Below are 24,480 nucleotides of genomic sequence, written 5' to 3' on the forward strand. Positions count from 1 at the left end.
CCGCGAGGGCGACACGCACTTTTGCCGGGGTCTATAAAGAGTTGGGACCGGTTTGGCTAGAGCGCCGCTCGTCCGGACAGGACGCGCCAGAGGCGCTCTATTTGCTTTACGCGCCGGGGTTAGCGGCGCCAGCGGCGGCCTTCCGTCGAGACGCCGAAATTCGCCGGCATGCGCGCATAGGAGGAAAGCCCGGCAAGCGCTGCCAGCGGATGTGTCACCACATAGGTCGGGATGGTCCGAAGCAGCGCCGTATGCGGCGCCTTGTCCTCGAAGGCGATGCGGAATTCCGGCTTCTTCAGCGCCGGGATGATCTTCTGCGAGATGCCGCCGGAAAGATAGACGCCGCCCCGCGCCATGAACACCATCGCCAAGTCGCCCGCCACGCGGCCGAGATAGGTGGCAAACAGCGAGACGGTCTCTACGGCTGCCTTGTCGCTGCCGGCAAGTGCGTGCGAGGTGATGTCGGCGGGATCCTTCATCGTCGGCTCGATGCCATCGACCACGCAGATGGCATGATAGAGGTTGACGAGGCCGCGCCCGCAGAGGATCTGCTCGGCCGAAACGCGGCCTTCGATCGTCTCGATATGCGGGAAGATGTCATAATCGCGCTTGCTGCGCGGCCCGAGATCGACATGGCCGCCTTCGCCGGGAACCGGGATCCAGCTGTGCTGGGCATGCACGAGCCCGCCGACGCCGAGGCCGGTGCCCGGTCCGAGTACGACGCGGGAGGCGATCATGTCGCGGGTAGCGTCGCCGATCCGTTCGCGATTTTCATCCGAAAGCGCGGCGATTGCCAGCGCCTGCGCCTCGAAATCGTTGACGACGAGCACATCCTCCATGCCGAGGCCCTCGATCATCGTCTTCGGCCGCACCACCCAGTCGCAATTGGTCAGCGGGATCTCGTCGTCGTTGATCGGGCCGGCGACGGCGAGGATCGCCGAGCGCGGCTGCACGGCGGTCTTGTCGAGCACGCCTTGCTGGATCGCTTCGTCGATCGTCGCGAAATCCGCCGTGCGCACGTTCGGAAACTGCTTCGGTTCAGCATAGGCATCGGTCAGGATGGAGAAGCGGGCATTCGTGCCGCCGATATCGCCGATCAGGATCGGGAAAGGCAGCGGAGCGGTGCTGTTGTTCGGTTTTGACATGGCCGGTTCCGTGCTGATCAGGCTTCGAGTGTGGGAAGAAGTTTTATAGCGGTCGCGTGGTTGAGCGCCATCGGAATATCGTAGACGATCGCCAGCCGCATCAGTGCCTTCACGTCGACATCGTGCGGCATCGGCGTCAAGGGGTCGACGAAGAAGATCAGGGCGTCGACCTCGCCGGTCGAAATCAGCGCGCCGATCTGCTGGTCGCCGCCGAGCGGCCCGCTTTTCAGCCTGACGACGTCAAGATCGGGAGCGGCATCGAGCACCCGCCCGCCGGTCGTGCCCGTCGCGACGATCTTCCAGCGCGAGAGAATGTCCCGGTTGGCGCGGGCGAACGCCGCCATGTCGTCCTTCTTCTGGTCATGCGCGATCAGCGCAAGGCATTTGCCGCCGGCCATGAAGTGAATCTCCGCCCCACAATTCAATCGATTTGACCGCTGTATACCAAGAGCTTGCGATTTGAAAGACAGCGCATCCGCCCCTTCATTGGATCGCCGGCTTGTCGTTCGGAACCGGGCCGACATCCGGTAACGCCCCATCGGTGTCATCGGCCGACGCGGCTGCCGGAGTGGCGGCGAGCGCGCTTGCGGCGGAGGGTCCACCATAGGTGGCGGCCTGCATCGAAGCAACGGAAGCGGCATCGAGCACGGCGGCGCAAGCGTTGGGCAGATCGGTGACCATCATCTCACGCGGCGGCTTCGGCGGCTTGGCGCCTGGCTTGGGCGGTTTCGGCGGCGCCCAAGGCGCCGGCGTGAACCAATAGGCGAGCGACTTATCGCAGCCGTCGCCGGCAGGGACAGGAGCTTGCGGCGTGCATCCAGCAGCGCCCGGCGGGCATTTGATGCGGATGTGGAAATGCGAGTCATGGCCGTATATTGGCCGGAGCTTACCAAGGTTGGTGCGGTCGCCGCCCCAGGTGTCGCACATCTTCTTCTTGATCGCCGGATTGACGAAGATGCGCTCCACTTCCGGATAGCTCGCCGCCAGCATCAAAAGCCGCGCGCGCGATTCCGTCCACACCTTGGGGTTGACGGTGAGGAACTTGTCCTTCTGCAGCATGCTGGTGAACGGCAAGTCCTCGCGTTCCTGGGCTGTCATGCGGCGCGCCGGCATCGGGCTAAACCAGATATCGGCGTCGAGGCCAATCTGGTGCGAGGAATGGCCGTTGAGCATCGGCCCGCCGCGTGGTTGAGCGATATCGCCGACAAGGATGCCCGGCCAGCCGGCATATCTGACCGCATCCTGCGAAAAGCGCTCCAAGAGCGCGATCATGGCCGGATTGCCCCAGCGACGGTTGCGCGAAAGCCGCATCGCCTGCCAGGTCGGACCATCGGTCGGCAGCGCTACCGCGCCAGCCATGCAGCCTTTAGCATAGAAGCCGATCGGCTGCGCTGGCCCCTGCGTCGGCAGGCCGGCGCCGCCGAACAGTGCCTTGGCGCTGCCTGGGCTTGGCGTCTTCTGCTCAGCGCCGACGTCGCCAACGGCAAGGCCTGCGCCGATCGCGCCGGCGAGCGCCAGTGTGCCTAATGTCCTGAAAGCCTGGGCGAAGCCGAAAGCCATGCTGTTCCCTTAATTCGATGTCGAAGTGATTTGCACGCGAATCTATCCTGAAAAGCGATTTTGGTGAATCGATGTTTTGGCTGGCGATGGGAAGCGGCGGTGATGGATCGCCGCAGAGTTGCGTCGCATGTTGCGAAGGCGGCTCGAAGAGGTGACGCCCTCAAGCGAGCCGATGGCTCAAAATTTCGCGCGCCCGGCAAAAACCAAACTCTCTCCTGTTTTTCGCCCGTATTTTTCGTATTGTCGAACCCATCAATAATCAGGGGAAAGCGTGAATGGCGGCTCTGTGGTCGAAGATCGGTTTGTTTCTGTCGCTTGCGGGTGCCTTGGCGCCAATGACTGCAACGGCTCAGGACCAGCCGTTTCTGATCGGAAGCTCGGTCATCAGCGAGATGAAGTACAAGCCGGGCTTTGCGCACTTCGACTACGTCAATCCCGATGCACCGAAAGGCGGAGACCTGCGCCTCTCCGCAAGCGGCGCCTTCGACACCTTCAACCCGCTGCTCGCTAAAGGCCAGGCAGCAGTGGGCTTGACGCTCGTTTACGACACGCTGATGAAGCCCGCCGACGACGAGCTGCTCGTCTCCTACGGTCTGCTTGCCGAGGGATTGTCTTTTCCCACCGACGTCTCGAGCGCGACCTTCCGCCTGCGCAAGGAAGCGAAATGGTCGGATGGTCAGCCGGTAACGCCCGAGGATGTCATCTTCAGTTTGGATAAGACGAAGGAATTAAATCCCCTCACGGCGAACTATTACCGCCACGTCGCGAAGGCCGAAAAGACCGGCGACCGCGACGTCACCTTCACCTTCGACGAGAAGAACAACCGGGAGCTCCCGAATATTCTCGGCCAGTTGGTGGTGGTGCCGAAACATTGGTGGGAGGGGCAGGGACCGGACGGCAAGCCACGCGATATTTCAAAGACGACGCTCGAGCCCGTGATGGGTTCGGGACCCTACAAGATTGCTTCCTTCTCGCCAGGCGCGACAATCCGCTATGAACTACGTGACGACTATTGGGGCAAGGACCTCAATGTGAATGTCGGCCAGAACAATTTCCGCAACGTCATTTACACCTATTTCGGTGATCGGGATGTCGAGTTCGAGGCCTTTCGCGCCGGCAACAGCGACTACTGGCAGGAAACCACGGCTGCCCGCTGGGCGACGGGATATGATTTTCCCGCGGTGAAGGAAGGACGTGTCAAGAAAGAGGAGGTTGCAAACCCGCTGCGCGCCACCGGCATCATGCAGGCTCTCGTGCCCAACATGCGACGTGACCTCTTCAAGGACATCAGGGTCCGCGAGGCGCTGAACTATGGTCTGGATTTTGAGGAGCTGAACCGCACTGTGGCCTTTAATAGTTACAAACGCATCGACAGCTATTTCTGGAATACCGAACTCGCCTCCTCCGGCCTGCCGCAGGGTAGAGAACTGGAAATTCTGCAGGGCATGAAGGATAAGGTGCCGGCAGAAATCTTCACCACGCCCTATACCAATCCGGTCGCAGGTGATCCGCAGAAGAGCCGCGATAATCTCCGCAAGGCAATTGCGCTTCTCAAAGAAGCCGGCTGGGAGATCAAGGGCAATCGCATGGTCAACAGCAAGACCGGCCAGCCGATGAGTTTCGAGATCTTGTTGTCAAGCCCCATGTTGGAGCGCTGGGCGGTGCCCTATGCCAGCAATCTCAGGAAAATCGGCATAGATGCGCGAGTCCGGACAGTCGACGCCTCGCAAGCCGTCAACCGCGAACGCAGCTTCGACTATGATATGATCTGGAATGTGTGGGCGGAGACCATGAATCCAGGCAATGAGCAAGCCGACTATTGGGGTTCCGGCTCGGTCAACCAGCAAGGCTCTCGCAATTATGCCGGCATTGCCAACCCGGCAGTCGATGAACTCATTCGCATGGTTATCTTCGCGCCGAATCGCGACGAGCAAATCGCAGCAATCAAGGCCATGGATCGGGTCTTGCTTGCAAATCACTACGTCATCCCGCTGTTCTACCGTGATACCTATAACATCGCCTATTGGAACACGGTCACGCATCCGGCCGAGTTTCCGGCCTACAGTCTTGGCTTCCCCGATGCCTGGTGGTCCACTTCGGCAAAATGAGCGGGCTTGCAATGCAGGGCGCCTCGGCTCCAAATGGCACGAGCGAATCACGACAAGCCGGCAGAGCCGGCAAGGGAAGGCTGGCGGATTGAGCGGCATGAGACTGGACGGCAGGCAGGCGAGAAAAACATTCCCGGAGGCTGAAGGCTGATGGGCGCCTATATTCTTCGCCGCCTGCTTCTAATGATCCCGACCATCGTCGGCATCATGGCGATTTCCTTCGTCGTCATTCAGTTCGCGCCCGGCGGTCCCGTCGAGCAGGTGATCGCCCAATTGACCGGTCAGGCCGATAGTGCCGACCAGCGCCTCTCCGGCGGTGGCGATCTTCTCGGCGGTGGCGGCAGCGACGAAGGCTCGAAATATCGCGGCGCCCAGGGACTCGATCCGGAACTGATTGCCAAGCTCGAAAAGCAGTTCGGCTTCGACAAGCCGCCGCTGACCCGTTTCGGCGAGATGATGTGGAATTACATCCGCTTCGATTTCGGCGAGAGTTTCTTCCGCAACACCTCCGTGCTCGAACTCATCAAGGAGAAGCTTCCGGTATCGATCTCGCTCGGCATCTGGATCCTGATCTTCTCCTATGCCATTTCCATCCCGCTCGGCATCCGCAAGGCAGTCAAGGATGGATCGACCTTCGATGTCTGGACATCGGGCGTCATCGTCGTCGGCTACGCCGTCCCGAGCTTCCTCTTCGGCATCCTCCTGATCGTGCTTTTCGCCGGCGGCTCCTTCTACGACTGGTTTCCGTTGCGCGGCCTGGTCTCCGACAATTTCGATCAGCTCGCCTGGTGGCAGAAGCCGCTCGATTATTTTTGGCACCTCACCCTGCCACTGATCTCGCTTTCGCTGTCCGCCTTCGCGACGACGACCCTGCTGACCAAGAATTCCTTCATCGAGGAAATCAAGAAGCAGTATGTTGTCACCGCCCGCGCCAAGGGTCTGAATGAGCGGCAGGTCCTTTACGGCCATATTTTCCGCAATGCCATGCTGATCATCATCGCCGGCTTCCCCGGCGCCTTCATCTCCGCCTTCTTCACCGGATCGCTGCTGATCGAAAATATCTTCTCGCTCGATGGCCTCGGCCGTCTCGGTTATCTCTCAGTCATCAACCGGGATTACCCGATCGTCTTCGCCACGCTCTACATCTTCTCGCTGCTCGGCCTCGTCGTCAGCCTGGTTTCCGACCTGATCTACACCTGGATCGATCCGCGCATTGATTTCGAGCGGAGGGATGTCTGATGGACGCCGCCGCAAATCCTGTCATCACAACGCCCGTCAAGCCGCCGCGCAAGGGCCTGCTCTCGCCGACCAACATCCGCCGCTGGCATAATTTCAAGGCGAACGGCCGCGGTTACTGGTCGCTGTGGCTGTTCCTGGTGTTGTTCGTGCTCAGCCTGTTCGCCGAGTTCCTCGCCAACGACCGGCCGATCATCGCCTCCTACAAGGGCGAGGTCCTGTTTCCTGTTCTCATCGACTATCCCGAGGAGAAGTTCGGCGGCTTTCTCGCCGAAACCGACTACCGTTCCTCGGTGATTGCGGACGAAATCAATGCCAATGGCTGGATGATCTGGCCACCGATCCGCTATTCCTACCGCTCAGTCAATTCCAACATTCCGCATTCGGCGCCCACCGCTCCGTTCTGGCTGATGACGAACGAGGAGCGCTGCGCAGGCTACCCGCAGGGGGTAAATGATCCGGATTGCACCCTCGGCAATCTCAACTGGCTCGGCACCGATGACCAGGCGCGCGACGTCTTGGCGCGCGTCATCTACGGCTTCCGCATATCGGTGCTTTTCGGCCTGGTGCTGACCATCTGCTCGGCTGTTATCGGCGTGACGGCTGGTGCGGTGCAGGGTTATTTCGGCGGTTGGACCGATCTGCTGTTGCAGCGCTTCATCGAGATCTGGTCGTCGATGCCGGTGCTTTACATCCTGCTGATCATCGCTGCACTCCTGCCGCCCGGCTTCTTCGTGCTGCTCGGCATCATGCTGCTCTTCTCCTGGGTCGGCTTCGTCGGTATCGTGCGCGCCGAATTCCTGCGCGCCCGCAATTTCGAATATGTCCGCGCCGCCCGCGCGCTCGGCGTCAACAATCGCACCATCATGTGGCGCCACCTGCTGCCGAACGCCATGGTCGCGACGCTGACCTTCCTGCCTTTCATCCTGTCCGGCTCGATCACGACGCTGACCTCGCTCGATTTCCTCGGCTTCGGCATGCCGCCGGGCTCCCCCTCGCTCGGCGAGATGATCGCCCAGGGCAAGACCAATCTGCAGGCGCCGTGGCTCGGGCTGACGGCCTTCTTCGCCATGTCGATCATGCTGTCCCTGCTGATCTTCATCGGCGAAGCCGTGCGTGATGCCTTCGACCCGAGGAAGACGTTTCAATGAGTGACATGACAGAACCGTTGCTTTCCGTCCGCGATCTCTCGGTTGCCTTTCATCAGGGCGGCGAAACCTCGCTCGCGGTCGATCATATCTCCTTCGATATCGCCAAAGGCGAAGTCGTGGCGCTCGTCGGCGAATCCGGCTCCGGCAAGTCGGTCTCGGCCAATTCGATCCTGCGGCTTTTGCCTTATCCTTCCGCAAGCCATCCCTCGGGTGAAATCCTGTTCAAGGGCAAGGACCTTCTGAAGGCGTCGGAGCGGGCGCTGCGGGAAGTGCGTGGCAACGACATCACCATGATCTTCCAGGAGCCGATGACCTCGCTCAATCCGCTTCATACGATCGAGAAGCAGATCGCCGAGATCCTCGCCCTGCACCAGGGCCTCACCGGTCAGTCGGCACGCCAGCGCGTGCTGGAATTGCTGAACCAGGTCGGCATCCGCGAGCCGGAGAAGCGGTTGAAAGCCTATCCGCACGAACTGTCAGGTGGCCAGCGCCAGCGCGTCATGATCGCCATGGCGCTCGCCAACCGGCCGGAATTGCTGATCGCCGACGAGCCGACCACCGCCCTCGACGTCACTGTACAGGCGCAGATCCTCGAATTGCTCCGGCAGTTAAAAGCCGTCCACGGCATGTCGATGCTGTTCATCACTCATGATCTCGGCATCGTCCGCAAATTCGCCGATCGCGTCTGCGTCATGACCAAGGGCAAGATCGTCGAAACCGGCACCGTCGAGGAGGTCTTCGCCAATCCGAAGCATGACTATACCCGGCATCTTCTCGCCTCCGAACCACGTGGCGAGCCGCCGCTGGCCGATCCGTCGAAACCATTGGTGATGGAAGGTTCGGACATCCGCGTCTGGTTCCCGATCAAATCAGGGCTGATGCGCCGCGTCGTCGATCACGTCAAGGCAGTCGATGGCATCGATCTTTCGCTGCGCGCCGGCCAGACGCTCGGCGTCGTCGGCGAGTCTGGCTCGGGTAAGACCACGCTCGGCCTGGCGCTCACCCGGCTGATTTCCTCGGAAGGGCGGATCGCCTTCGTCGGCAAGGATATAGCCGGCTATTCGTTCAACGAGATGCGGCCGCTGCGCAACCAGCTGCAGGTGGTCTTCCAGGATCCCTATGGATCGCTGAGCCCCCGCATGTCGGTCGGCGATATCGTCGCCGAAGGGTTGAAGGTGCATGAGCGGTCCCTGACATCAGAAGAACGCGACCAGCGCGTCTGCTGGGCGCTGGAGGAGGTGGGTCTCGATCCGCTGACCCGCTGGCGTTATCCGCACGAATTCTCCGGCGGCCAGCGCCAGCGCATCGCCATCGCCCGGGCCATGGTGCTGAAGCCGCGCTTCGTCATGCTCGACGAGCCGACCTCCGCGCTCGACATGAGCGTGCAGGCGCAGGTGGTCGATCTCCTGCGTGATCTGCAGAAGAAGCACGACCTCGCCTATCTCTTCATCAGCCACGACCTGAAGGTGGTGAAGGCGCTCGCCAACGACGTCATCGTCATGCGTTTCGGCAAGGTGGTGGAACAGGGTCCGTCAGCCGACATCTTCCGCGCGCCGAAGGACGATTACACCCGGGCACTGATGGCCGCCGCTTTCAACATCGAGGCGGTGCCGACACCCGCCGTACAGCAATAAAGAAGATCATGCCCGCAACTCCTCCCGTTCTCGTCGACATCAAGTTCAATGCCGAAGGCGTCGCCCGCGTGCTGAAGACCGCCTTTGCCGACCGCGGCAGCATCAATCTCGCCGATCCGCGCAATCGGGCACGCGATCTCCGCGCGGTCGAATACGCGCTTCTGTGGAAGCCGGATGCCGACCTTTTCGCGCGGGCTCCGAACCTGAAAGTGATCTTCTCCGGCGGCGCCGGTGTCGACCATATTATCGGCATGGACGGCCTGCCCGAGATCCCGATCGTCCGCTTCGTCGACCGCAGCCTGACGACCCGCATGAGCGAATGGGTGGTCATGCAATGCCTGATGCATTTGCGCGGGCAATACACCCATGACAGCCACCAGCGGCAGCGTGAGTGGGCCAAGCTGATCGCGCCGGAGGCGGCAGAGGTGACGGTCGGTGTCATGGGCCTCGGCATTCTCGGGCAGGATGCGGTCGCCAAGCTGAGAGTGATGGGGTTCAATGTCATCGGCTGGTCACGCAGCCGCAAGCAGATTGATGGCGTCGAAACCTTCGATGCCAGCGAATTGGACAGCTTTCTCGCAAGGACCGACATCCTCGTCGGCCTGCTGCCGCTGACGCCTGAAACATCAGGCTTCTATGACGCCGGGCTGTTTGCGAAGCTGCGCCGCAACGGCGCGCTCGGACAGCCGGTCTTCATCAATGCCGGCCGCGGCAAGAGCCAGGTCGAGGCCGATATCGTCTCCGCCATCCGTGACGGCACCCTCGGCGGCGCTTCCCTCGATGTCTTCGAGGCGGAGCCGCTTGCATCAGACCACCCGTTATGGGAATTGCGGAACGTCTTCATCACGCCGCACGACGCGGCTGTCTCCGAAGAAAACGCGCTGTTCTGTCATGTCGAGACGCAGATCGCCCGCTTTGAGCGCGGCGAGCCGCTGCAATTCGTCGTCGACCGCGCCGCCGGCTATTGAGCTTTCGGAACCTTCCAGACAGCCACCCGTTTCCTCTGCGGAAATTCTTCGCGGCCGGATCGGCCCGTCAAGACAGCGGAAGGAGACGATGATGGCCCATCAGACCGATACACGCTGGGAAAAGTCGAATGGCAAGCTTCACAAGGAAGAGCAGATCCCGCCGGTGAAGGCAAGGCAGGGACGCATGGGTTATCGCATCCTGACGGTGCTGATCGTCGCGTTGGTGCTTGCTTTCGTGGTTTGGATACCGGTCGAAATCTGGGGTAATCGCGAGGCAAACGAAGTGGCACCGCAACAGCCGGGTCAGCAGCTCCAGTCGCAGCAGCCTGCTCCGGCTCCCGCGCCGGCGCTGCAAAACGGGACTGCCGTTCCAACCGAAACGCCGAACACCACGCCAGCCGCTCCGAATGTGGCGCCCGCAACGCCGGCCCAATAATCGTGAGCAAAACCATGTTCACGTCCCGCCGCCACTCCGCGGCGGGACGTTCATTGTTTTGTCTGGACTTTAGCCGCCGATTTTTCGATAAGAAGGCGCACGAGCCGGTTTTGTGCGCCGGCCGGGAACTTGGCAGTACCCAGGAATTTGGCAGCACCTGACCGGAGTGGACAGGGGCGGGAGTTTGATGGCCAGGACCGATATCGCAAGACGCGTCTACAATCACGCCTGGAAACTCGATCCGATCATCCGCAGTCTGATCGATACCGACTTCTACAAGCTTTTGATGCTGCAGATGATCTGGAAGCTTTATCCTGATGTGAACGCTTCCTTCACCCTCATCAACCGCACCAAGCGTGTGCGTCTGGCCGAGGAGCTCGACGAAGGCGAGCTGCGCGAGCAGCTCGATCATGCCCGCACGCTGAGACTTTCCAAAAAGGAAATGATCTGGCTTGCGGGTAACAGCTTCTATGGCCGCGCGCAGATCTTCGAACCGGAATTCCTTGCCTGGCTTTCCAATTTCCAGCTTCCCGAATACGAGCTGTCGAAGAAGGACGGCCAGTATGTGCTGGATTTCCACGGGTCGTGGAAGGAAACCACCATGTGGGAAATCCCAGCGCTCGCCATCGTCAACGAGCTGCGCTCCCGCTCGGCGATGAAGGCGCTCGGTCCATTCACCCTCGATGTGCTCTATGCTCGCGCCAAGGCGAAGATGTGGTCGAAGGTCGAACGGCTGAAGGAATTGCCGGGCCTGCGTATCTCCGATTTCGGCACTCGCCGCCGCCACAGTTTCCTCTGGCAGCGCTGGTGCGTCGAGGCGCTGAAGGAAGGCATCGGCCCGGCCTTTGCCGGTACCAGCAACGTATTGCTGGCGATGGATTCCGATCTCGAGGCCGTCGGCACCAATGCTCACGAGCTGCCGATGGTGGCCGCCGCCCTTGCCGAAACCGACGAGCAGCTGCGCAACGCGCCCTATAAGATCCTGCGCGACTGGAACAAGCTCTATGGCGGCAACCTGCTGATCGTGCTGCCGGATGCCTTCGGCACCGCAGCCTTCCTGCGCGACGCGCCGGAATGGGTCGCCGACTGGACCGGTTTCCGCCCGGACAGTGCCCCGCCGATCGAAGGCGGCGAGAAGATTATCGACTGGTGGAAGAAGATGGGTCGCGATCCGCGCCAGAAGCTGTTGATCTTCTCCGACGGCCTCGATGTCGACGCCATCATCGATACCTACCGGCATTTCGAAGGCCGCGTGCGCATGAGCTTCGGCTGGGGCACGAACCTGACGAACGATTTTTCCGGCTGCGCGCCGATCGAGATCTCCGGCCTCAACCCGATCTCCGTTGTCTGCAAGGTCAGCGACGCCAACGGCCGTCCGGCGGTGAAGCTCTCCGACAACCCGCAGAAGGCGACCGGCGAACCGGCCGAGGTCGAACGCTACCTGAAATTCTTCGGCGCCGAGGACAGGATCGATCAGACCGTTCTGGTGTAGGTCCGGGCCAATGTGCCGCTATCCCAGGGCATATTGATGTGCCCCGCCATCGCATCCTCGATCGACCAACCGAAGCGCCAGGCGTCGAACATCGAGTACCATTCCTGAAAATCGGCGATCGGCAGGATATCCGGCTTCGACATCGGATTGTCGGCCAAGCTGCGGCCACGTGCACGATCCCGTGCGCCACGCTCCTGCATCTCAAGCAGATTCTCGAACATCGTTACCCCCGTCTTTATCCCGATTTATGCAATCATGCTAATAAAGCATTGTCGAGTCCGGATGCGATAATTTGGGTTTTTCACAGGATTAGCCCCTATTCGCTAGCCTAGGGGATGATCGGTCGTAACGGCCCGGGGTCAGCTCAATCAGGCAGCAGGGCGTAGCGGCGTCCGAAAGCCGTTCAATGTGTTTCGCCATTAATCTCAACGAGCACACCGGTGACGGGGAGGCTCGACTTCCTGGCTGGGGTCCGCCGCCGAGCCTCCCGGCTGGCCTACCTTGAACAGGCCGGCAGCCCCGACACGTTGGCGCTTTCCGGCAGGGGCGATCCAACCCAGATGATATCGAGGGCTAACAGCCGGTTAATATCCACCGGCCTCGCCCCGATTTCGCACAAGCTATCCTTCGGGTTTTTCAGGCAGCCAGTCTGCGAAACCGGGTTCTGATCCGGTCGAGGTAATAATGGCCGGGAGACGGTGCCACCGTCATCGCATGGGCTTCCGAGGACGGAACGCCTTCGAACAGCCGCTCCTCGCCATTCTTAAAGCAAATCCTGAGCCGCCCGTCTTCCTGGCTGAAATAGACGGTTTTGATGATCTTCGACTTTACCGAAAGTTCTTCCACCTGTTTTACCTCTGTTTTTGATTTTGGCAGACGATAAACCCAAACGTGCAAAGACGCGGTGAAGCTGCATGGTAAAAAATCAGGAATCTTTGAACGTCTAAATCTCGCAGCGCCATCGGAGCGACGGCCTCGAGGATACGCAGGCAAGCGGGCCATTTCGTTGTTCGGTCTCGCACGGATCCAGCACACGCAAAGGCGTGTTTCGTCCATTCGATCGTGAGCCCGAAAACAAGATCAAGCCCGATCAGATCTTGCCAATCCGGCGGAGAACGCCGTCAGCAAGGCCTTTCCCTGGCCCCAGTCCTCAAGGCCGCTTTGCCCGTTGATATGGCCGAAAGGACCGATCGCGACAAGACCGCTGCCCCACAGGTCGGCTCGCGCATGGGCATGGTCGAGCGTGCCGAAGGGATCATCACCGCTTGCGATAATCAGAGTGGGGAAGCGCATCCTTTGCGACGGCGGATCGGCGAATCCGGCCGCCTCCTTGGGGAATGACGCGGACTGCGGATCCGGGACTGCCACAAGAAACGCTCCGGCAACGGCCAGCGAAGAAACCTGCTGCCAATGAGCGACCAGCAGACAGGCAAGGCTGTGGGCGACCAGCAGGGGAGGGGTTGTCGATGCGCCGACGGCGCGCTCCAGGGCTGAAATCCAGTCCGCCAGGTCGGGTTTTTCCCAATTGGTCGGTTGGAAACGCCGCATATAAGGGTTCGACCGTTCCCAGCGTGTTTGCCAATGAGCCTCGCCCGAACCGCCAATCCCCGGCAATATGATGATGTCCTTCATGTCTTTTCCTCTGATCATCCGCGCCGGTGAAAATGATCCATTTTCATTTGCTTCGGAATGAATGATCATCGGAAAACCGCGTCTCTTTCCGATGATTTCAAGGTGATCCCATGGCTTTTCAGGAAAACAATCGGGTACAGCTCGATCCAACCGATATCGCCATTATCGAAGCGATGCAGGAAAACGGACGCATTGCGGTTTCCGAACTCGGTCGACGGGTCGGGCTCTCTCAGCCGGCAGCATCAGAACGGGTCAAGCGGCTGGAAGACCGCGGCATCATTGTCGGTTACGCCGCCCGTATCGACCCCACCGCTTTGGGAATTGGAATGACGGCTGTGCTTCGCTTGCGCACGACGCATGAGCATATCAAACCCTGTCTGAAACAGTTCGCGGAGATGCCGCAGGTCATGGAGGTATTGCGCCTCACCGGAGAGGACTGTTTTCTCTTGAAGGTGCTGGTTCCGGCGCCGGGAGAGCTGGAAACGATCGTTGACACGATCGCGCGTTTTGGGGCCGTGACGACATCTCTGGTGTTGCGCAGCGAGAATCCGAAGCCGATTGGACGCGCCCTGCTGCAGCGCCCTTGAGAGTATGCGGACGACCAGCTTGTTCTATCGAAGCGTACCGCCAATACGCTTGCGCGTCCCGCTCTCGATACGGTTTGAATCAATATTGAAAATGAGGGTATGGCGGACAGGGTGGGATTCGAACCCACGGTACGCTTTCACGTACACACGCGTTCCAGGCGTGCGCCTTAAACCACTCGGCCACCTGTCCTTTTTTGGCGTTCGCGCCCGGATAGGAGCAAATCGTCGGAACGGCGCGATATATACCGATGAATTTTTGCCGATCAACCGAAATCTAACAGTTTTTTGACTTCTTCGGATAAAACTCGCCTCGGCCCCTCCATTGTGCTTCACCTCATCGATGACTATGTAATTCTCGAAGGTGGAGAATGGCGCGGCCGGCCGGAATTGTCCGGCATATCGAGCGTCGGAGGAATTGATGCGTTTCCTGTTGCGTCTGGCGAGTCTTGTCGCGCTTGCGGCGGCCGTGATTGCCGGGACCATCGATTCGATCCAATCGGTTGCGGCGTCCTCCGTGGTGATGACGCCGATCTCCGATGCCTGGCAGGATGTGAGCCCGACAACGCTGACGTCGCTGCAATCCTCCCTTTCCTATTATATCCACCCGCGTTTCTACGCCCTCATCTTCCAGTGGCTGATGCTCCAGCCGGCCTTTGCCGTTTTCCTGGTGATCGCGCTGCTTCTGTGGATGATCGGCTACAAGAAGCCGTCGGTGGCCGGTCGCTTCACCGCATAGCAAGGTGGTTCTGCCAACACGATCCGGCGGGAAATCCGGGTGGGCATTCGCCCCTCTACCGCCGCGTCATTTGTCAGAGGATTGGCTAGAAAATCCGCATTCCGATGCAAGGATTGTCCAAAAATCAGCCCCGAAGAGCTGATTTTCGGCAATCGCTGCAAATCTTTACCAGCTGAAAAATTTCTGGTGAATTTTTCCGTGAGCCATGCAAGGATGCGCGCAGCCAGGCCTCCGGGGGGAGGTCGGTGGTTCCGCAGACATGCCCGAAAAGGGCTTGCGGGAGGACCCCTAACGAATAGCAACAACAGGGCTGCACAATGAAAAAATCCCTTCTCACTCTCTTTGCCGTGGCTGCCATGTCGACGACGGCGCTTGCCGCCGATGTCAAGCCGGCGCTGGTTTACGGCACCGGCGGGAAGTTCGATAAGTCCTTCAACGAGGCGGCCTATAACGGTGCCGAGAAGTTCAAGGCCGAGACCGGCATTGCCTATCGCGATTTCGAGCCGACGGGCGACACCCAGGGCGAACAGGCCATCCGCAACTTCGCAAGCCGCGGTTTCAATCCGGTGGTTGCTGTTTCCTTCGCCTGGACCTCGGCTATCGAGAAGGTTGCAGCCGAATTCCCGGATACCAAATTCATCATCGTTGACTCCGTCGTCGACAAGCCGAACGTCCGTTCGGTTGTCTACAAGGAAGAAGAAGGCTCCTACCTCGTCGGCGTTCTCGCCGGCATGGCCTCCAAGACCGGCAAGGTCGGCTTCGTCGGCGGCATGGACATCCCGCTGATCCGCAAGTTCGAATGCGGCTACGAGCAGGGCGCCCGCTCCGTCAAGGCCGATATCGAAGTGTTCCAGAACATGACCGGCACCACGGGCGCTGCCTGGAACGACCCGGTCCGCGGCGGTGAGCTCACCAAGAACCAGATCGACCAGGGCGCTGACGTCGTTTATGCGGCAGCCGGCGCCACCGGTCTCGGCGTTCTGCAGACCGCCGCCGACAACAAGAAGCTGTCGATCGGCGTCGACTCCAACCAGAACCATCTGCATCCGGGCTCGGTCCTGACCTCGATGGTCAAGCGCGTCGACCTCGCCGTCTACAATGCCTACAACGACACCAAGAACGACAAGTTCACCGCTGGCGTCCAGGCGCTCGGCGTCAAGGAAGATGGTGTCGGCGCCGCGATCGACGACAACAACAAGTCGCTGATCACGCCGGAAATGCAGGCTGCCGTCGACAAGGCCAAGGCCGATATCATCGCGGGTACCATCAAGGTTCACGATTATACCTCGGACAACGCTTGCCCGAAGTGATCCGCGCCCGAATGTGATCGACGATTGAGATCGGGCGTATGGCGGAGGGGATTTTCGCCATACGCCCTTTTCTTATTTGGAGCCTGCAGTGACAGATAAGCCCGCTATCGAGCTTGTCGGCATCGACAAGAAGTTCGGTGCCGTCCATGCCAACAAGGACATCAACCTGACCGTTGCCAAGGGGACGATCCACGGCATCATCGGTGAAAACGGCGCCGGCAAATCGACCCTGATGTCGATCATCTACGGTTTCTACCATGCCGATAGCGGCGAGATCCGCGTCAACGGCAATCCCGTCACCATCCGCGACAGCCAGGCGGCGATCGCCACCGGCATCGGCATGGTGCACCAGCACTTCATGCTGGTCGATAATTTCACGGTGCTCGAGAACATCATGCTTGGCGCCGAAGGCGGCATGCTGCTGGCGAGAGGCGTTGCCTCGGCCCGCGCCGAGCTCAAGCGGCTGGAAACGGAATATGGCCTGGAGGTCGATCCGGACGCGCTGATCGAAGAGCTCCCGGTCGGCCTGCAGCAGCGTGTCGAGATCCTGAAAGCCATGTATCGCGGCGCCGAGATCCTGATCCTCGACGAGCCCACCGGCGTGTTGACGCCGGCGGAGGCCGATCACCTCTTCCGCATTCTCAAGGTGCTGCGCGACCAGGGCAAGACGATCATCCTCATCACCCACAAGCTGCGCGAGATCATGGCGATCACCGATACGGTCTCGGTCATGCGTCGCGGCGAGATGGTCGCGACCCGCAAGACGGCGGAGACGACGGTGGAGGAACTCGCCGAACTGATGGTCGGCCGCCGCGTGCTGCTGCGCGTGCAGAAGGGCGAGGCCAACCCCGGATCTGCCGTGCTGTCTGTCCGCAACCTGACGGTCAAGGACAATCGCGGCGTCACCATGGTCGACAACGTCTCCTTCGACGTGCGCGCCGGTGAGATCGTCGGCATCGCCGGTGTCGCCGGCAATGGCCAATCCGAATTGCTGGAGGCAATTGCCGGCATCCGCAAGCCGACCTCCGGTGAAATTCTTCTCGACGGCCAGACGATCGACAAGGCTGATCCCGCCCGCCTGCGTGATCTCGGCCTCGCGCATATTCCTGAGGACCGCCACCATATGGGCCTGGTGTTGAAATTCGAGGAATATGAAAATTCCGTGCTCGGCTATCATCGCCGCCCGGCCTACAGCAAAGGCCCGCTGCTCGATCTCGAAGCGATCCGCAAGGATGCGATGGAGAAGATCGAGAAATACGACATCCGCCCGCCAAACCCGCGTCTGAAGACGGCGAATTTCTCCGGCGGCAACCAGCAGAAGATCGTCGTCGCCCGCGAGATCGAACGCGATCTGAAGATGCTGATCATCGGCCAACCGACACGTGGCGTCGATATCGGCGCTATCGAATTCATCCACCGCCGTATCATCGAAATGCGCGACGCGGGCAAGGCGATCCTGCTCGTCTCCGTCGAGCTCGATGAAATCCGCTCCCTTTCAGACCGTATCCTTGTCATGTTTGCCGGCCATGTCGTCGGCGAGAAGACGCCCGATGCCGGTGAACAGACCCTCGGCCTGATGATGGCCGGCATTGCCGCATGAGGCCTTTATGAGCACTGCTTCCGTTCCGCTGCCAAACTGGATCAATTACGGCCTCATCCCGATTTTGAACCTTATCGTCGCCTTCCTGATCTCCGGATTCGTCGTCTGGCTGATCGGCGAGAGCCCGCTCGATGCGCTGTCGCTGCTGATCGAGGGTGCGCTCGGCAATGGCGAATTCATCGGCTTCACGCTGTTCTACGCGACGAGCTTCATCTTCACCGGCCTTTCCGTCGCAGTGGCAATCCATGCCGGTCTCTTCAACATCGGCTCCGAAGGCCAGGCCTACATGGGCGGCCTCGGCTGTGCTTTGGTGGCGCTTTCGCTCGATAATTACGTGCCATGGTATGTGACGATGCCGGTTGCGGTGGTCGGCGCTGCACTCTTCGGCGCGGTTGCCGCCTTCATACCGGCGTGGCTTCAGGCGAAGCGCGGCAGCCATATCGTCATCACGACGATCATGTTCAACTACATCATCGCCTCGCTGATGAACTACCTGCTGGTGCACGTATTGATCGTGCCCGGCAAAATGGCGCCGGAAACACGCACATTCCTCGAGGGTGGGCAGTTGCCGAAGCTAACATGGCTGATGGAAATATTCGGGACAAAGCTGGGTGCTGCCCCGTTGAATGTCTCTTTCATCATTGCACTGGTTATGTGCTACGTCGTCTGGCTTTTAATCTGGCGCACGAAACTTGGCTTCGAGATGCGCACGCTGGGCGTCAGCCCGACAGCTGCTTCATACGCCGGTATTCCCTACGTACGAATCGTGATGATCGCGATGATGCTCTCCGGCGCGCTGGCCGGCATGATGGCGCTGAATCCGGTTATGGGCGCCTCCGCGCGCCTGCAGGTGGGATTCGTCGGCGGCGCCGGCTTCGTCGGCATCGCCGTATCGCTGATGGGCCGCAATCATCCGCTTGGCATCATCCTGGCGGCATTCCTCTTCGGCATCCTCTACCAGGGCGGCGACTGGATCTCCTTCGAAATGCCGAATATCACCCGCGAGATGATCCTCGTCATCCAGGGTCTGGTGATCCTCTTTGCCGGCGCGCTGGAATATATGTTCCGGCCGGCGATGGTGCGCCTCTATCAGCAGTTCAAGCGCGGTTAAGGAGCGGGCGATGGATTATTATGACATCTTCATCAGCGTTCTAGCCTCCACCATCCGCCTGTCGATCCCGCTGATCTTCACCGCCCTTGCCGGTCTGTTTTCGGAACGCGCCGGCATCTTCGATATCGGCCTCGAGGGTAAGATGCTGGGCTCGGCCTTTGCCGCCGCCTGCGTTGCCTATCTCACCGATTCGGCCTGGCTCGGCCTCGGTGCCGGCATCCTCTGCTCGGTGGCGCTGAGCCTGGTGCACGGCTTTGCCTCGATCACCAATCGCGGCAACCAGATTGTGTCAGGTGTGGCGATCAACTTCTTCATCGCCGGCATCACCATCGTGCTCGGCCAGGCATGGTTCGGCCAGGGCGGGCGCACGCCGCAGCTGGCGCCGGATTCGCGCTTTGCGCCGATCATCCTGCCGGGCGCCGACGTCGCCCGCGACATTCCGATCATCGGCCCGCTTTATGCCAATGTCATATCCGGCAACAATATACTCACCTACCTCGCCTTTCTCGCCGTACCGTTTTCCTGGTGGGTGCTTTACCGCACACGTTTCGGCCTGCGCCTTCGCGCCGTCGGCGAAAATCCGGGCGCGGTCGATACGGCAGGTATTTCCGTTGCCTGGCTGCGCTACCGCGCCGTCATGTGTGCCGGCATTCTCTGCGGCTTTGCCGGCACCTATCTGGCCATCGCCCAGTCCGCCGCCTTCATCAAGGACATGTCGGCCGGCAAGGGCTACATCGCGCTCGCCGCTCTCGTCTTTGCCAAGTGGAAGCCGGTGCCCGTCATGTTTGCCTGCCTGCTCTTCGGCTTCCTCGATGCGCTGGCAAACTTCATGCAGGGCAAGCAGGTGCCGCTGATCGGCGAAGTGCCGGTTCAGGTCTTCCAGGCGCTGCCCTATGTCCTCACCTGCGTCCTGCTTGCCGGCTTCATCGGCGTCGCAACCCCGCCGAAAGCCGGTGGCGTGCCCTATACGAAGGAGCGTTGATATGTCTCACGATCTGTTCGAAGCCGCCCGCGGCGCCATGGCCTTTGCCCATGCGCCCTATTCGAAATTCCCGGTCGGTGCCGCGATCCGCGCCGAGGACGGCAAGGTCTATACCGGCGCCAACATCGAAAACCTCTCCTTCCCGCAAGGATGGTGCGCCGAGCCGACGGCGATCGGCGCCATGATCATGGGCGGCGCGAAGAAGATCGTCGAAATGGCGGTCATTGCCGAAAAACTGCCGCTCTGCCCACCCTGCGGCGGCTGCCGCCAGAAGATCTCCGAATTCGCCTCCAAGGAGACGAAGATCTACCTCTGCGATGAAGCGGGCGTGAAGAAGACCATGACAATGGAAGAGCTTCTTCCCTTCAGCTTCGAGACCGAACTCGGATGAAGGCGACCGTCAGCCTGCTCGCCGCATTGCTCGGCGGCATCAAGCCGCGCCACGGCATCGTGCTCGGCTCTGGTCTCGGCTCCCTCGTCGGTGAGCTGGACGGAGCCGTCCGTGTCCCTTATCGCGACCTGCCGGGCTTTCCCGTCAGCGCCGTCTCCGGACATGCAGGCGAAGTCGTCGCCGGCCGCCTCGGCGGCGTGCCTGTCGTCATGCTCTCCGGCCGCGTGCATTATTACGAGAAGGGCGATGCCAACGCCATGCGCCTGCCGATCGAGGTGCTGAAGGCGCTCGGCGTCGAAGCGCTGATCCTGACCAATTCGGCCGGATCGCTGCGCGACGACATGCCGCCCGGTTCGGTAATGCAGATCACCGATCACATCAACTATTCCGGCATGAACCCGCTGATCGGCGAGGAAAGCGATCACCGTTTCGTCGGCATGACCAATGCCTATGATGCGGGCCTTGCCGCGGCGATGCAGAGGGCAGCGGCGAAGCTTGAAATCGAGCTGGCGCAAGGTGTCTATATGTGGTTCTCCGGTCCAAGCTTCGAAACGCCGGCCGAAATCCGCATGGCGCGCATCCTCGGTGCCGATGCCGTCGGCATGTCGACGGTGCCCGAGGTCATCATCTCAAGAATGCTGGGCCTGAGGGTTGCAGCCGCCTCCGTTATCACCAACTATGGGGCAGGCATGACCGGCAATGAGCTCAGCCATGAAGAAACCAAGGACATGGCGCCCATCGGCGGCGCCCGTCTCGCCGCCATATTGAAAGACATGATTGCGGCTGGAAGAGGATGATTTCTAGGCCGGGTCGGCCTGAAATCTGAATCCTGTTCTAAATTAAAGAGTTAGAGCATGATGTCGTCCGAAAACCGCTCACACTTTTCGGCATCATGCTCTAGAGGAAGCGAAGATGAATAGCCATTCCAACCGGGAGACGGCGGCTGTCGCCCTTTCTCTTCTCGATCTCACCAATTTGAGGGATGATTGCACCGAGGCGCAAATCGACGCGCTCTGCGCCCGTGCGCAGACGCCCTACGGCACCAGCGCTGCGATCTGCATCTGGCCGCGATTCGTCGCTCAGGCCCGCAATATCCTTGGCACTGGGCACGCCGTGCGTATCGCGACCGTCGTCAACCTCCCTTCCGGCGATATGGAAGTAGCCGATGTCGCCGCTGAAGCCCGCGAGGCGATTGCCGATGGAGCCGATGAGATCGATTTGGTCATCCCCTACCGCAAGCTGCTCGCCGGCAATGAGAAGGCAGTGACCGACATGGTCAAGGCCGTGCGCGCAGAATGCGCCGGCCCCGTCCTGCTGAAGGTCATCATCGAGACCGGCGAGCTGAAGGATGCCGCATTGATCCGCCATGCCTCCGAACTCGCCATCGAAGCCGGCGCCGATTTCATCAAGACCTCCACCGGCAAGGTCGCCGTCAATGCGACTCTCGAAGCCGCCGACATCATGATCCGCGCTATCCGCGAGAGCGGCCGCAAGGTCGGCTTCAAGCCGGCCGGCGGCATCGGCTCGGTGGCAGATGCTGCACTCTATCTGAGCCTTGCCGAAACCATCATGACACCGGACTGGGCGATGCCGTCGACGTTCCGCTTCGGCGCTTCCGACCTGCTCGACGATATCCTGTCTGTTCTGAGCGGAACACAGTCGGCCTCGGCTGCGGCGTCGGGCTACTGAAATGATTCCGCAGGAGATCATCCGGCGTAAGCGCGATGGCGACGAACTCGACGCCGCCGAGATCAGCTCCTTCATCGCTGCGTTGGCTGCCGGTCAGTTGTCGGAAGGCCAGATCGGCGCATTCGCCATGGCCGTCTGGTTCAAGGGCATGTCGCGGACCGAAACCGTGGCCTTGACGCTGGCGATGGCCGATTCCGGCGACAGGCTGCAATGGGCCGATGTCGATCGCCCGATCGCCGACAAACATTCGACCGGCGGCGTCGGCGACAATGTTTCGCTGATGCTGGCGCCGATCGCCGCCGCCTGCGGCCTCGCCGTTCCGATGATCTCCGGACGCGGCCTCGGCCACACCGGCGGCACGCTGGATAAGCTCGAATCCATTCCCGGCTATATGATCACCCCGGATGCGGATCTGTTCCACAAGGTCGTGAAGGAGGCGGGATGCGCCATCATCGGCCAGACCGGGACCTTGGCGCCCGCCGACGGCAGGCTCTATGCCGTGCGCGACGTAACCGCCACCGTCGATTCCATTCCCCTCATCACCGCCTCCATCCTCTCGAAGAAACTTGCGGCCGGGCTCGAGACATTGGTGCTCGACGTCAAGGTCGGCAACGGCGCTTTCATGGTGGACCGCGGCCAGGCGGAGACTCTGGCGCAGTCGCTGGTCGAGGTGGCCAATGGCGCAGGCGTGAAGACCTCGGCACTGATCACCGACATGAACCAGCCGCTCGCCGATAGTGCCGGCAACGCTGTCGAGATGCGCAACTGCCTGGATTTCCTGGCAGGCCGAAAGGCCGACACGCGGCTTGAGACCGTCGTTCTTGCCTTCGCCGCCGAAATGCTGGTGAAATCGGGTATCGCCGCCTCGTCTGATGAAGCCGAGGGAATGGCGCGTCGGGCGCTGTCATCGGGAAAGGCGGCCGAGGTCTTCGCGCGCATGGTGTCCATGCTCGGCGGCCCGGCCGATCTGATCGAAAACCCCGACCGGTACCTGGCCAGGGCGCCGGTCGCAAAGCCTGTTCCGGCCGCCCGGTCCGGCTGGCTTGCCGCCTGCGATGCGCGCGGTATCGGCGTCAGTGTCATCGATCTCGGCGGCGGAAGACGCCATCCGGCGGACCGGATCGATCATCGCGTCGGCTTTTCCGAACTCCTGCCGCTCGGCACCCGGGTCAATGCCGGCGAACCGATCGCGCTGGTTCATGCCGCCGACGACGCCGCGGCGGAGAGAGCAGTTGCGGCACTTGCCGCGCACTACCGCATCACAGAGGAGAAGCCGGAGCTGACACCGGTGATTGCGGGCCTGATCTGACGCGGTTTATTGCTTGAGGCTGAGCGAACCGTCGGCGACGGAATAGGAGGCGAGCTTCTGCAGGAAGCTCATGCCGACCAGCGTCGTCGTCAGCGCATCGTCCTTCAGGACGAAGGCTTCGACCTCACGCACGCGAATGCCGCCGATCTCGACGCGGTCGAGCGTCACATGCGCGGCCTTCGTCTGGCCGTTCGCCGTGTTCACCCCATAGCGGAAATCGAGCTGGTTGGCGGTGAAGCCCAGCCGGCGGGCGAGCGTCTCGTTGAGCGCTACATAGGTGGCGCCGGTATCGATCAGGCCCTGCACCGGCTTGCCGTTGATCTTGAAGCTGCCGGTATAGTGGCCCTGCGCATCGGCCTGCAGGCGGATCGCATTGCTGCCGTAGACGGGCTCCGGTGCGACCGGCTGCTCGGTTTGGGCCGATACGTAATTGGCGGAGAGAGTTTCAGCGGGCTGCTGGCTGGTGCCTCCGAAGAAGGAAGGCACCTGTGTGGCGAGCACCGCGGCGATGCTGGCGAATAGGACGGTACGCACGAGCATGAAACAGAAATCCTTCCTGTATAAACCCGGCTTCATGCAGGGCCTCATGCTCCAAGCTTGCTAAACCTCAAGTGCTGATAAGTTGCTAATGTCGACAATAAAAAGCCCGGAACGAACCTCCGGGCCTCAAAGTCTTTCGATTTGGTAAAGGAAGGTTGAAATTACTTGGTGCCGTACATGCGGTCGCCGGCATCGCCGAGACCGGGCATGATGTAGCCCTTCTCGTTGAGATGACTGTCGATCGATGCGGTGAAAACCGGAACATCGGGATGCGCGGCGCGGAAGTTGCGGATGCCTTCCGGGGCGGCAAGCAGGCAGAGGAAGCGGATATTGTGGGCACCGCGTTCCTTGAGCTTGTCGATCGCCGCGATCGAGGAATTGCCGGTCGCAAGCATCGGGTCGACGACGATGATCAGCCGTTCGGCCACGTCCTCCGGCGCCTTGAAGTAATATTCGACCGGCTGCAGCGTCTCGTGGTCGCGGTAGACGCCGATATGCGAGACGCGCGCGGACGGCACCAGATCGAGCATCCCTTCGAGCAGCCCGTTGCCGGCGCGCAGGATCGAAGCGAAGACCAGCTTCTTGCCCTCGAGGATCGGCGATTCCATCGTTTGCAGTGGCGTCTCGATCGTTTCCATCGTCAGTTCGAGATCGCGGGTCACCTCGTAGCAGAGCAGCGTCGAGATTTCGCGCAGCAAGCGCCGGAAACTTCCCGTCGATGTCTCCTTGCGCCGCATGATGGTGAGCTTGTGCTGCACAAGCGGATGATCGATGACCGTGACGCCGTCCATGGGGAAGCCTTTCATTCTTTCTATCGAATGTTTCTTTCACGGAAATCGGCCCGACCGCAAGAGTGGCGGTCA

General features: G+C 60.9%; 25 protein-coding genes, 1 tRNA gene and 1 pseudogene. 17 read left to right on the top strand and 10 right to left on the bottom strand.

Annotated elements, in window-relative coordinates; all coding sequences use genetic code 11:
• Positions 1 to 119: 119 nt before the first annotated feature.
• The 3 genes from RL_RS00960 to mepA form a co-directional block, all read right to left on the bottom strand.
• Complete coding sequence (locus RL_RS00960; RefSeq protein ID WP_011649995.1) at positions 120 to 1,145, bottom strand: glucokinase; 1,026 nt, start codon at positions 1,143 to 1,145, stop codon at positions 120 to 122.
• 17 nt (positions 1,146 to 1,162) lie between these two features.
• Entirely contained in the window at positions 1,163 to 1,543 is a 381-nt protein-coding gene (locus tag RL_RS00965; RefSeq protein WP_011649996.1) for a methylglyoxal synthase, read from the bottom strand.
• Positions 1,544 to 1,628: 85 nt separating this feature from the next.
• Complete coding sequence (gene mepA, locus RL_RS00970; protein WP_011649997.1) at positions 1,629 to 2,705, bottom strand: penicillin-insensitive murein endopeptidase; 1,077 nt, start codon at positions 2,703 to 2,705, stop codon at positions 1,629 to 1,631.
• 275 nt (positions 2,706 to 2,980) lie between these two features.
• On the opposite strand from mepA, the gene RL_RS00975 reads away from it, so the two are divergent.
• The 7 genes from RL_RS00975 to pncB all read left to right on the top strand — a co-directional run bounded on the left by RL_RS00975 (position 2,981) and on the right by pncB (position 11,730).
• Positions 2,981 to 4,813, top strand: a complete 1,833-nt coding sequence (locus RL_RS00975; protein WP_011649998.1) for an extracellular solute-binding protein — start codon at positions 2,981 to 2,983, stop codon at positions 4,811 to 4,813.
• A 150-nt stretch (positions 4,814 to 4,963) separates the two neighbouring features.
• A complete protein-coding gene (locus tag RL_RS00980; protein ID WP_011649999.1) occupies positions 4,964 to 6,052 on the top strand; it encodes a microcin C ABC transporter permease YejB in 1,089 nt (362 codons plus the stop codon).
• On the top strand, positions 6,052 to 7,200 hold the full coding sequence (locus RL_RS00985) for an ABC transporter permease (RefSeq protein ID WP_011650000.1): 1,149 nt from the start codon (positions 6,052 to 6,054) through the stop codon (positions 7,198 to 7,200). Before RL_RS00980 ends, RL_RS00985 begins: the two co-directional genes overlap by 1 nt.
• A complete protein-coding gene (locus RL_RS00990; RefSeq protein WP_011650001.1) occupies positions 7,197 to 8,834 on the top strand; it encodes an ABC transporter ATP-binding protein in 1,638 nt (545 codons plus the stop codon). Before RL_RS00985 ends, RL_RS00990 begins: the two co-directional genes overlap by 4 nt.
• A gap of 8 nt (positions 8,835 to 8,842) precedes the next feature.
• Positions 8,843 to 9,802, top strand: a complete 960-nt coding sequence (locus RL_RS00995; protein WP_011650002.1) for a 2-hydroxyacid dehydrogenase — start codon at positions 8,843 to 8,845, stop codon at positions 9,800 to 9,802.
• Positions 9,803 to 9,890: 88 nt separating this feature from the next.
• Positions 9,891 to 10,238, top strand: a complete 348-nt coding sequence (locus tag RL_RS01000; protein WP_011650003.1) for a hypothetical protein — start codon at positions 9,891 to 9,893, stop codon at positions 10,236 to 10,238.
• Between the two features lie 187 nt (positions 10,239 to 10,425).
• Entirely contained in the window at positions 10,426 to 11,730 is a 1,305-nt protein-coding gene (pncB, locus tag RL_RS01005) for a nicotinate phosphoribosyltransferase (protein ID WP_011650004.1), read from the top strand.
• On the opposite strand, the gene RL_RS01010 is transcribed toward pncB, so the two are convergent.
• The 3 genes from RL_RS01010 to RL_RS01020 all read right to left on the bottom strand — a co-directional run bounded on the left by RL_RS01010 (position 11,712) and on the right by RL_RS01020 (position 13,431).
• Positions 11,712 to 11,951 carry a CrpP-related protein gene (locus RL_RS01010; RefSeq protein ID WP_041936126.1) on the bottom strand — a complete coding sequence of 80 codons (240 nt, stop codon included), beginning with the start codon at positions 11,949 to 11,951 and terminating at the stop codon, positions 11,712 to 11,714. The two genes, pncB and RL_RS01010, sit on opposite strands and share 19 nt — an antisense overlap.
• Positions 11,952 to 12,366: 415 nt before the next feature.
• Positions 12,367 to 12,576, bottom strand: coding sequence for a KTSC domain-containing protein (locus RL_RS01015; RefSeq protein ID WP_041936127.1), 210 nt, complete (start codon positions 12,574 to 12,576; stop codon positions 12,367 to 12,369).
• 234 nt (positions 12,577 to 12,810) lie between these two features.
• On the bottom strand, positions 12,811 to 13,431 hold the full coding sequence (locus RL_RS01020; RefSeq protein ID WP_041936128.1) for an RBBP9/YdeN family alpha/beta hydrolase: 621 nt from the start codon (positions 13,429 to 13,431) through the stop codon (positions 12,811 to 12,813).
• Positions 13,432 to 13,472: 41 nt separating this feature from the next.
• Here RL_RS01020 and RL_RS01025 point away from each other — a divergent pair, with 41 nt between their 5' ends.
• Entirely contained in the window at positions 13,473 to 13,949 is a 477-nt protein-coding gene (locus RL_RS01025; RefSeq protein WP_011650007.1) for an Lrp/AsnC family transcriptional regulator, read from the top strand.
• Between the two features lie 100 nt (positions 13,950 to 14,049).
• Here RL_RS01025 and RL_RS01030 read toward each other — a convergent pair.
• Positions 14,050 to 14,139 (bottom strand) — tRNA-Ser (locus tag RL_RS01030).
• Positions 14,140 to 14,367: 228 nt separating this feature from the next.
• Here RL_RS01030 and RL_RS01035 point away from each other — a divergent pair.
• From RL_RS01035 to deoA, 9 genes are all read left to right on the top strand, one after another.
• Positions 14,368 to 14,685, top strand: coding sequence for a hypothetical protein (locus RL_RS01035; protein WP_011650008.1), 318 nt, complete (start codon positions 14,368 to 14,370; stop codon positions 14,683 to 14,685).
• Positions 14,686 to 15,002: 317 nt separating this feature from the next.
• Entirely contained in the window at positions 15,003 to 15,995 is a 993-nt protein-coding gene (locus RL_RS01040) for a BMP family lipoprotein (RefSeq protein WP_011650009.1), read from the top strand.
• Between the two features lie 88 nt (positions 15,996 to 16,083).
• Entirely contained in the window at positions 16,084 to 17,595 is a 1,512-nt protein-coding gene (locus RL_RS01045) for an ABC transporter ATP-binding protein (protein ID WP_041936129.1), read from the top strand.
• A 7-nt stretch (positions 17,596 to 17,602) separates the two neighbouring features.
• Positions 17,603 to 18,706: an ABC transporter permease gene (locus RL_RS01050; protein WP_011650011.1), complete on the top strand. Its 1,104-nt coding sequence runs from the start codon at positions 17,603 to 17,605 to the stop codon at positions 18,704 to 18,706.
• A gap of 10 nt (positions 18,707 to 18,716) precedes the next feature.
• Positions 18,717 to 19,688 (top strand): ABC transporter permease, encoded by a 972-nt coding sequence (locus RL_RS01055; protein WP_011650012.1) that lies wholly within the window; start codon positions 18,717 to 18,719, stop codon positions 19,686 to 19,688.
• 1 nt (position 19,689) lies between these two features.
• Complete coding sequence (locus tag RL_RS01060; protein ID WP_003544464.1) at positions 19,690 to 20,079, top strand: cytidine deaminase; 390 nt, start codon at positions 19,690 to 19,692, stop codon at positions 20,077 to 20,079.
• Positions 20,076 to 20,876: a purine-nucleoside phosphorylase gene (locus RL_RS01065; RefSeq protein ID WP_011650013.1), complete on the top strand. Its 801-nt coding sequence runs from the start codon at positions 20,076 to 20,078 to the stop codon at positions 20,874 to 20,876. Before RL_RS01060 ends, RL_RS01065 begins: the two co-directional genes overlap by 4 nt.
• 115 nt (positions 20,877 to 20,991) lie before the next feature.
• On the top strand, positions 20,992 to 21,768 hold the full coding sequence (deoC, locus tag RL_RS01070) for a deoxyribose-phosphate aldolase (protein ID WP_011650014.1): 777 nt from the start codon (positions 20,992 to 20,994) through the stop codon (positions 21,766 to 21,768).
• A 1-nt stretch (position 21,769) separates the two neighbouring features.
• Positions 21,770 to 23,077 carry a thymidine phosphorylase gene (gene deoA, locus RL_RS01075; RefSeq protein WP_011650015.1) on the top strand — a complete coding sequence of 436 codons (1,308 nt, stop codon included), beginning with the start codon at positions 21,770 to 21,772 and terminating at the stop codon, positions 23,075 to 23,077.
• Positions 23,078 to 23,083: 6 nt separating this feature from the next.
• On the opposite strand, the gene RL_RS01080 is transcribed toward deoA, so the two are convergent.
• From RL_RS01080 to upp, 3 genes and pseudogenes are all read right to left on the bottom strand, one after another.
• Positions 23,084 to 23,653, bottom strand: a complete 570-nt coding sequence (locus RL_RS01080) for a TIGR02281 family clan AA aspartic protease (protein WP_028740638.1) — start codon at positions 23,651 to 23,653, stop codon at positions 23,084 to 23,086.
• A 24-nt stretch (positions 23,654 to 23,677) separates the two neighbouring features.
• A pseudogene (locus RL_RS41090) lies at positions 23,678 to 23,728 on the bottom strand (hypothetical protein); the annotation flags it as partial.
• Between the two features lie 50 nt (positions 23,729 to 23,778).
• On the bottom strand, positions 23,779 to 24,408 hold the full coding sequence (gene upp, locus RL_RS01085; protein ID WP_003544477.1) for a uracil phosphoribosyltransferase: 630 nt from the start codon (positions 24,406 to 24,408) through the stop codon (positions 23,779 to 23,781).
• Positions 24,409 to 24,480 lie beyond the last annotated feature (72 nt).

Origin of the sequence: Rhizobium johnstonii 3841, assembly GCF_000009265.1 — a bacterium.
GTDB lineage: Bacteria > Pseudomonadota > Alphaproteobacteria > Rhizobiales > Rhizobiaceae > Rhizobium > Rhizobium acaciae.

What these genes read in the sequence shown, in the direction of transcription:
- RL_RS00960 (WP_011649995.1), bottom strand. Translation starts at nt 1,145, where the DNA reads ATGTCAAAACCGAACAACAGCACCGCTCCGCTGCCTTTCCCGATCCTG.
- RL_RS00965 (WP_011649996.1), bottom strand. Translation starts at nt 1,543, where the DNA reads ATGGCCGGCGGCAAATGCCTTGCGCTGATCGCGCATGACCAGAAGAAG.
- mepA (WP_011649997.1), bottom strand. Translation starts at nt 2,705, where the DNA reads ATGGCTTTCGGCTTCGCCCAGGCTTTCAGGACATTAGGCACACTGGCG.
- RL_RS00975 (WP_011649998.1), top strand. Translation starts at nt 2,981, where the DNA reads ATGGCGGCTCTGTGGTCGAAGATCGGTTTGTTTCTGTCGCTTGCGGGT.
- RL_RS00980 (WP_011649999.1), top strand. Translation starts at nt 4,964, where the DNA reads ATGGGCGCCTATATTCTTCGCCGCCTGCTTCTAATGATCCCGACCATC.
- RL_RS00985 (WP_011650000.1), top strand. Translation starts at nt 6,052, where the DNA reads ATGGACGCCGCCGCAAATCCTGTCATCACAACGCCCGTCAAGCCGCCG.
- RL_RS00990 (WP_011650001.1), top strand. Translation starts at nt 7,197, where the DNA reads ATGAGTGACATGACAGAACCGTTGCTTTCCGTCCGCGATCTCTCGGTT.
- RL_RS00995 (WP_011650002.1), top strand. Translation starts at nt 8,843, where the DNA reads ATGCCCGCAACTCCTCCCGTTCTCGTCGACATCAAGTTCAATGCCGAA.
- RL_RS01000 (WP_011650003.1), top strand. Translation starts at nt 9,891, where the DNA reads ATGATGGCCCATCAGACCGATACACGCTGGGAAAAGTCGAATGGCAAG.
- pncB (WP_011650004.1), top strand. Translation starts at nt 10,426, where the DNA reads ATGGCCAGGACCGATATCGCAAGACGCGTCTACAATCACGCCTGGAAA.
- RL_RS01010 (WP_041936126.1), bottom strand. Translation starts at nt 11,951, where the DNA reads ATGTTCGAGAATCTGCTTGAGATGCAGGAGCGTGGCGCACGGGATCGT.
- RL_RS01020 (WP_041936128.1), bottom strand. Translation starts at nt 13,431, where the DNA reads ATGATCATTCATTCCGAAGCAAATGAAAATGGATCATTTTCACCGGCG.
- RL_RS01025 (WP_011650007.1), top strand. Translation starts at nt 13,473, where the DNA reads ATGGCTTTTCAGGAAAACAATCGGGTACAGCTCGATCCAACCGATATC.
- RL_RS01035 (WP_011650008.1), top strand. Translation starts at nt 14,368, where the DNA reads ATGCGTTTCCTGTTGCGTCTGGCGAGTCTTGTCGCGCTTGCGGCGGCC.
- RL_RS01040 (WP_011650009.1), top strand. Translation starts at nt 15,003, where the DNA reads ATGAAAAAATCCCTTCTCACTCTCTTTGCCGTGGCTGCCATGTCGACG.
- RL_RS01050 (WP_011650011.1), top strand. Translation starts at nt 17,603, where the DNA reads ATGAGCACTGCTTCCGTTCCGCTGCCAAACTGGATCAATTACGGCCTC.
- RL_RS01055 (WP_011650012.1), top strand. Translation starts at nt 18,717, where the DNA reads ATGGATTATTATGACATCTTCATCAGCGTTCTAGCCTCCACCATCCGC.
- RL_RS01060 (WP_003544464.1), top strand. Translation starts at nt 19,690, where the DNA reads ATGTCTCACGATCTGTTCGAAGCCGCCCGCGGCGCCATGGCCTTTGCC.
- RL_RS01065 (WP_011650013.1), top strand. Translation starts at nt 20,076, where the DNA reads ATGAAGGCGACCGTCAGCCTGCTCGCCGCATTGCTCGGCGGCATCAAG.
- deoC (WP_011650014.1), top strand. Translation starts at nt 20,992, where the DNA reads ATGAATAGCCATTCCAACCGGGAGACGGCGGCTGTCGCCCTTTCTCTT.
- deoA (WP_011650015.1), top strand. Translation starts at nt 21,770, where the DNA reads ATGATTCCGCAGGAGATCATCCGGCGTAAGCGCGATGGCGACGAACTC.
- RL_RS01080 (WP_028740638.1), bottom strand. Translation starts at nt 23,653, where the DNA reads ATGAAGCCGGGTTTATACAGGAAGGATTTCTGTTTCATGCTCGTGCGT.
- upp (WP_003544477.1), bottom strand. Translation starts at nt 24,408, where the DNA reads ATGGACGGCGTCACGGTCATCGATCATCCGCTTGTGCAGCACAAGCTC.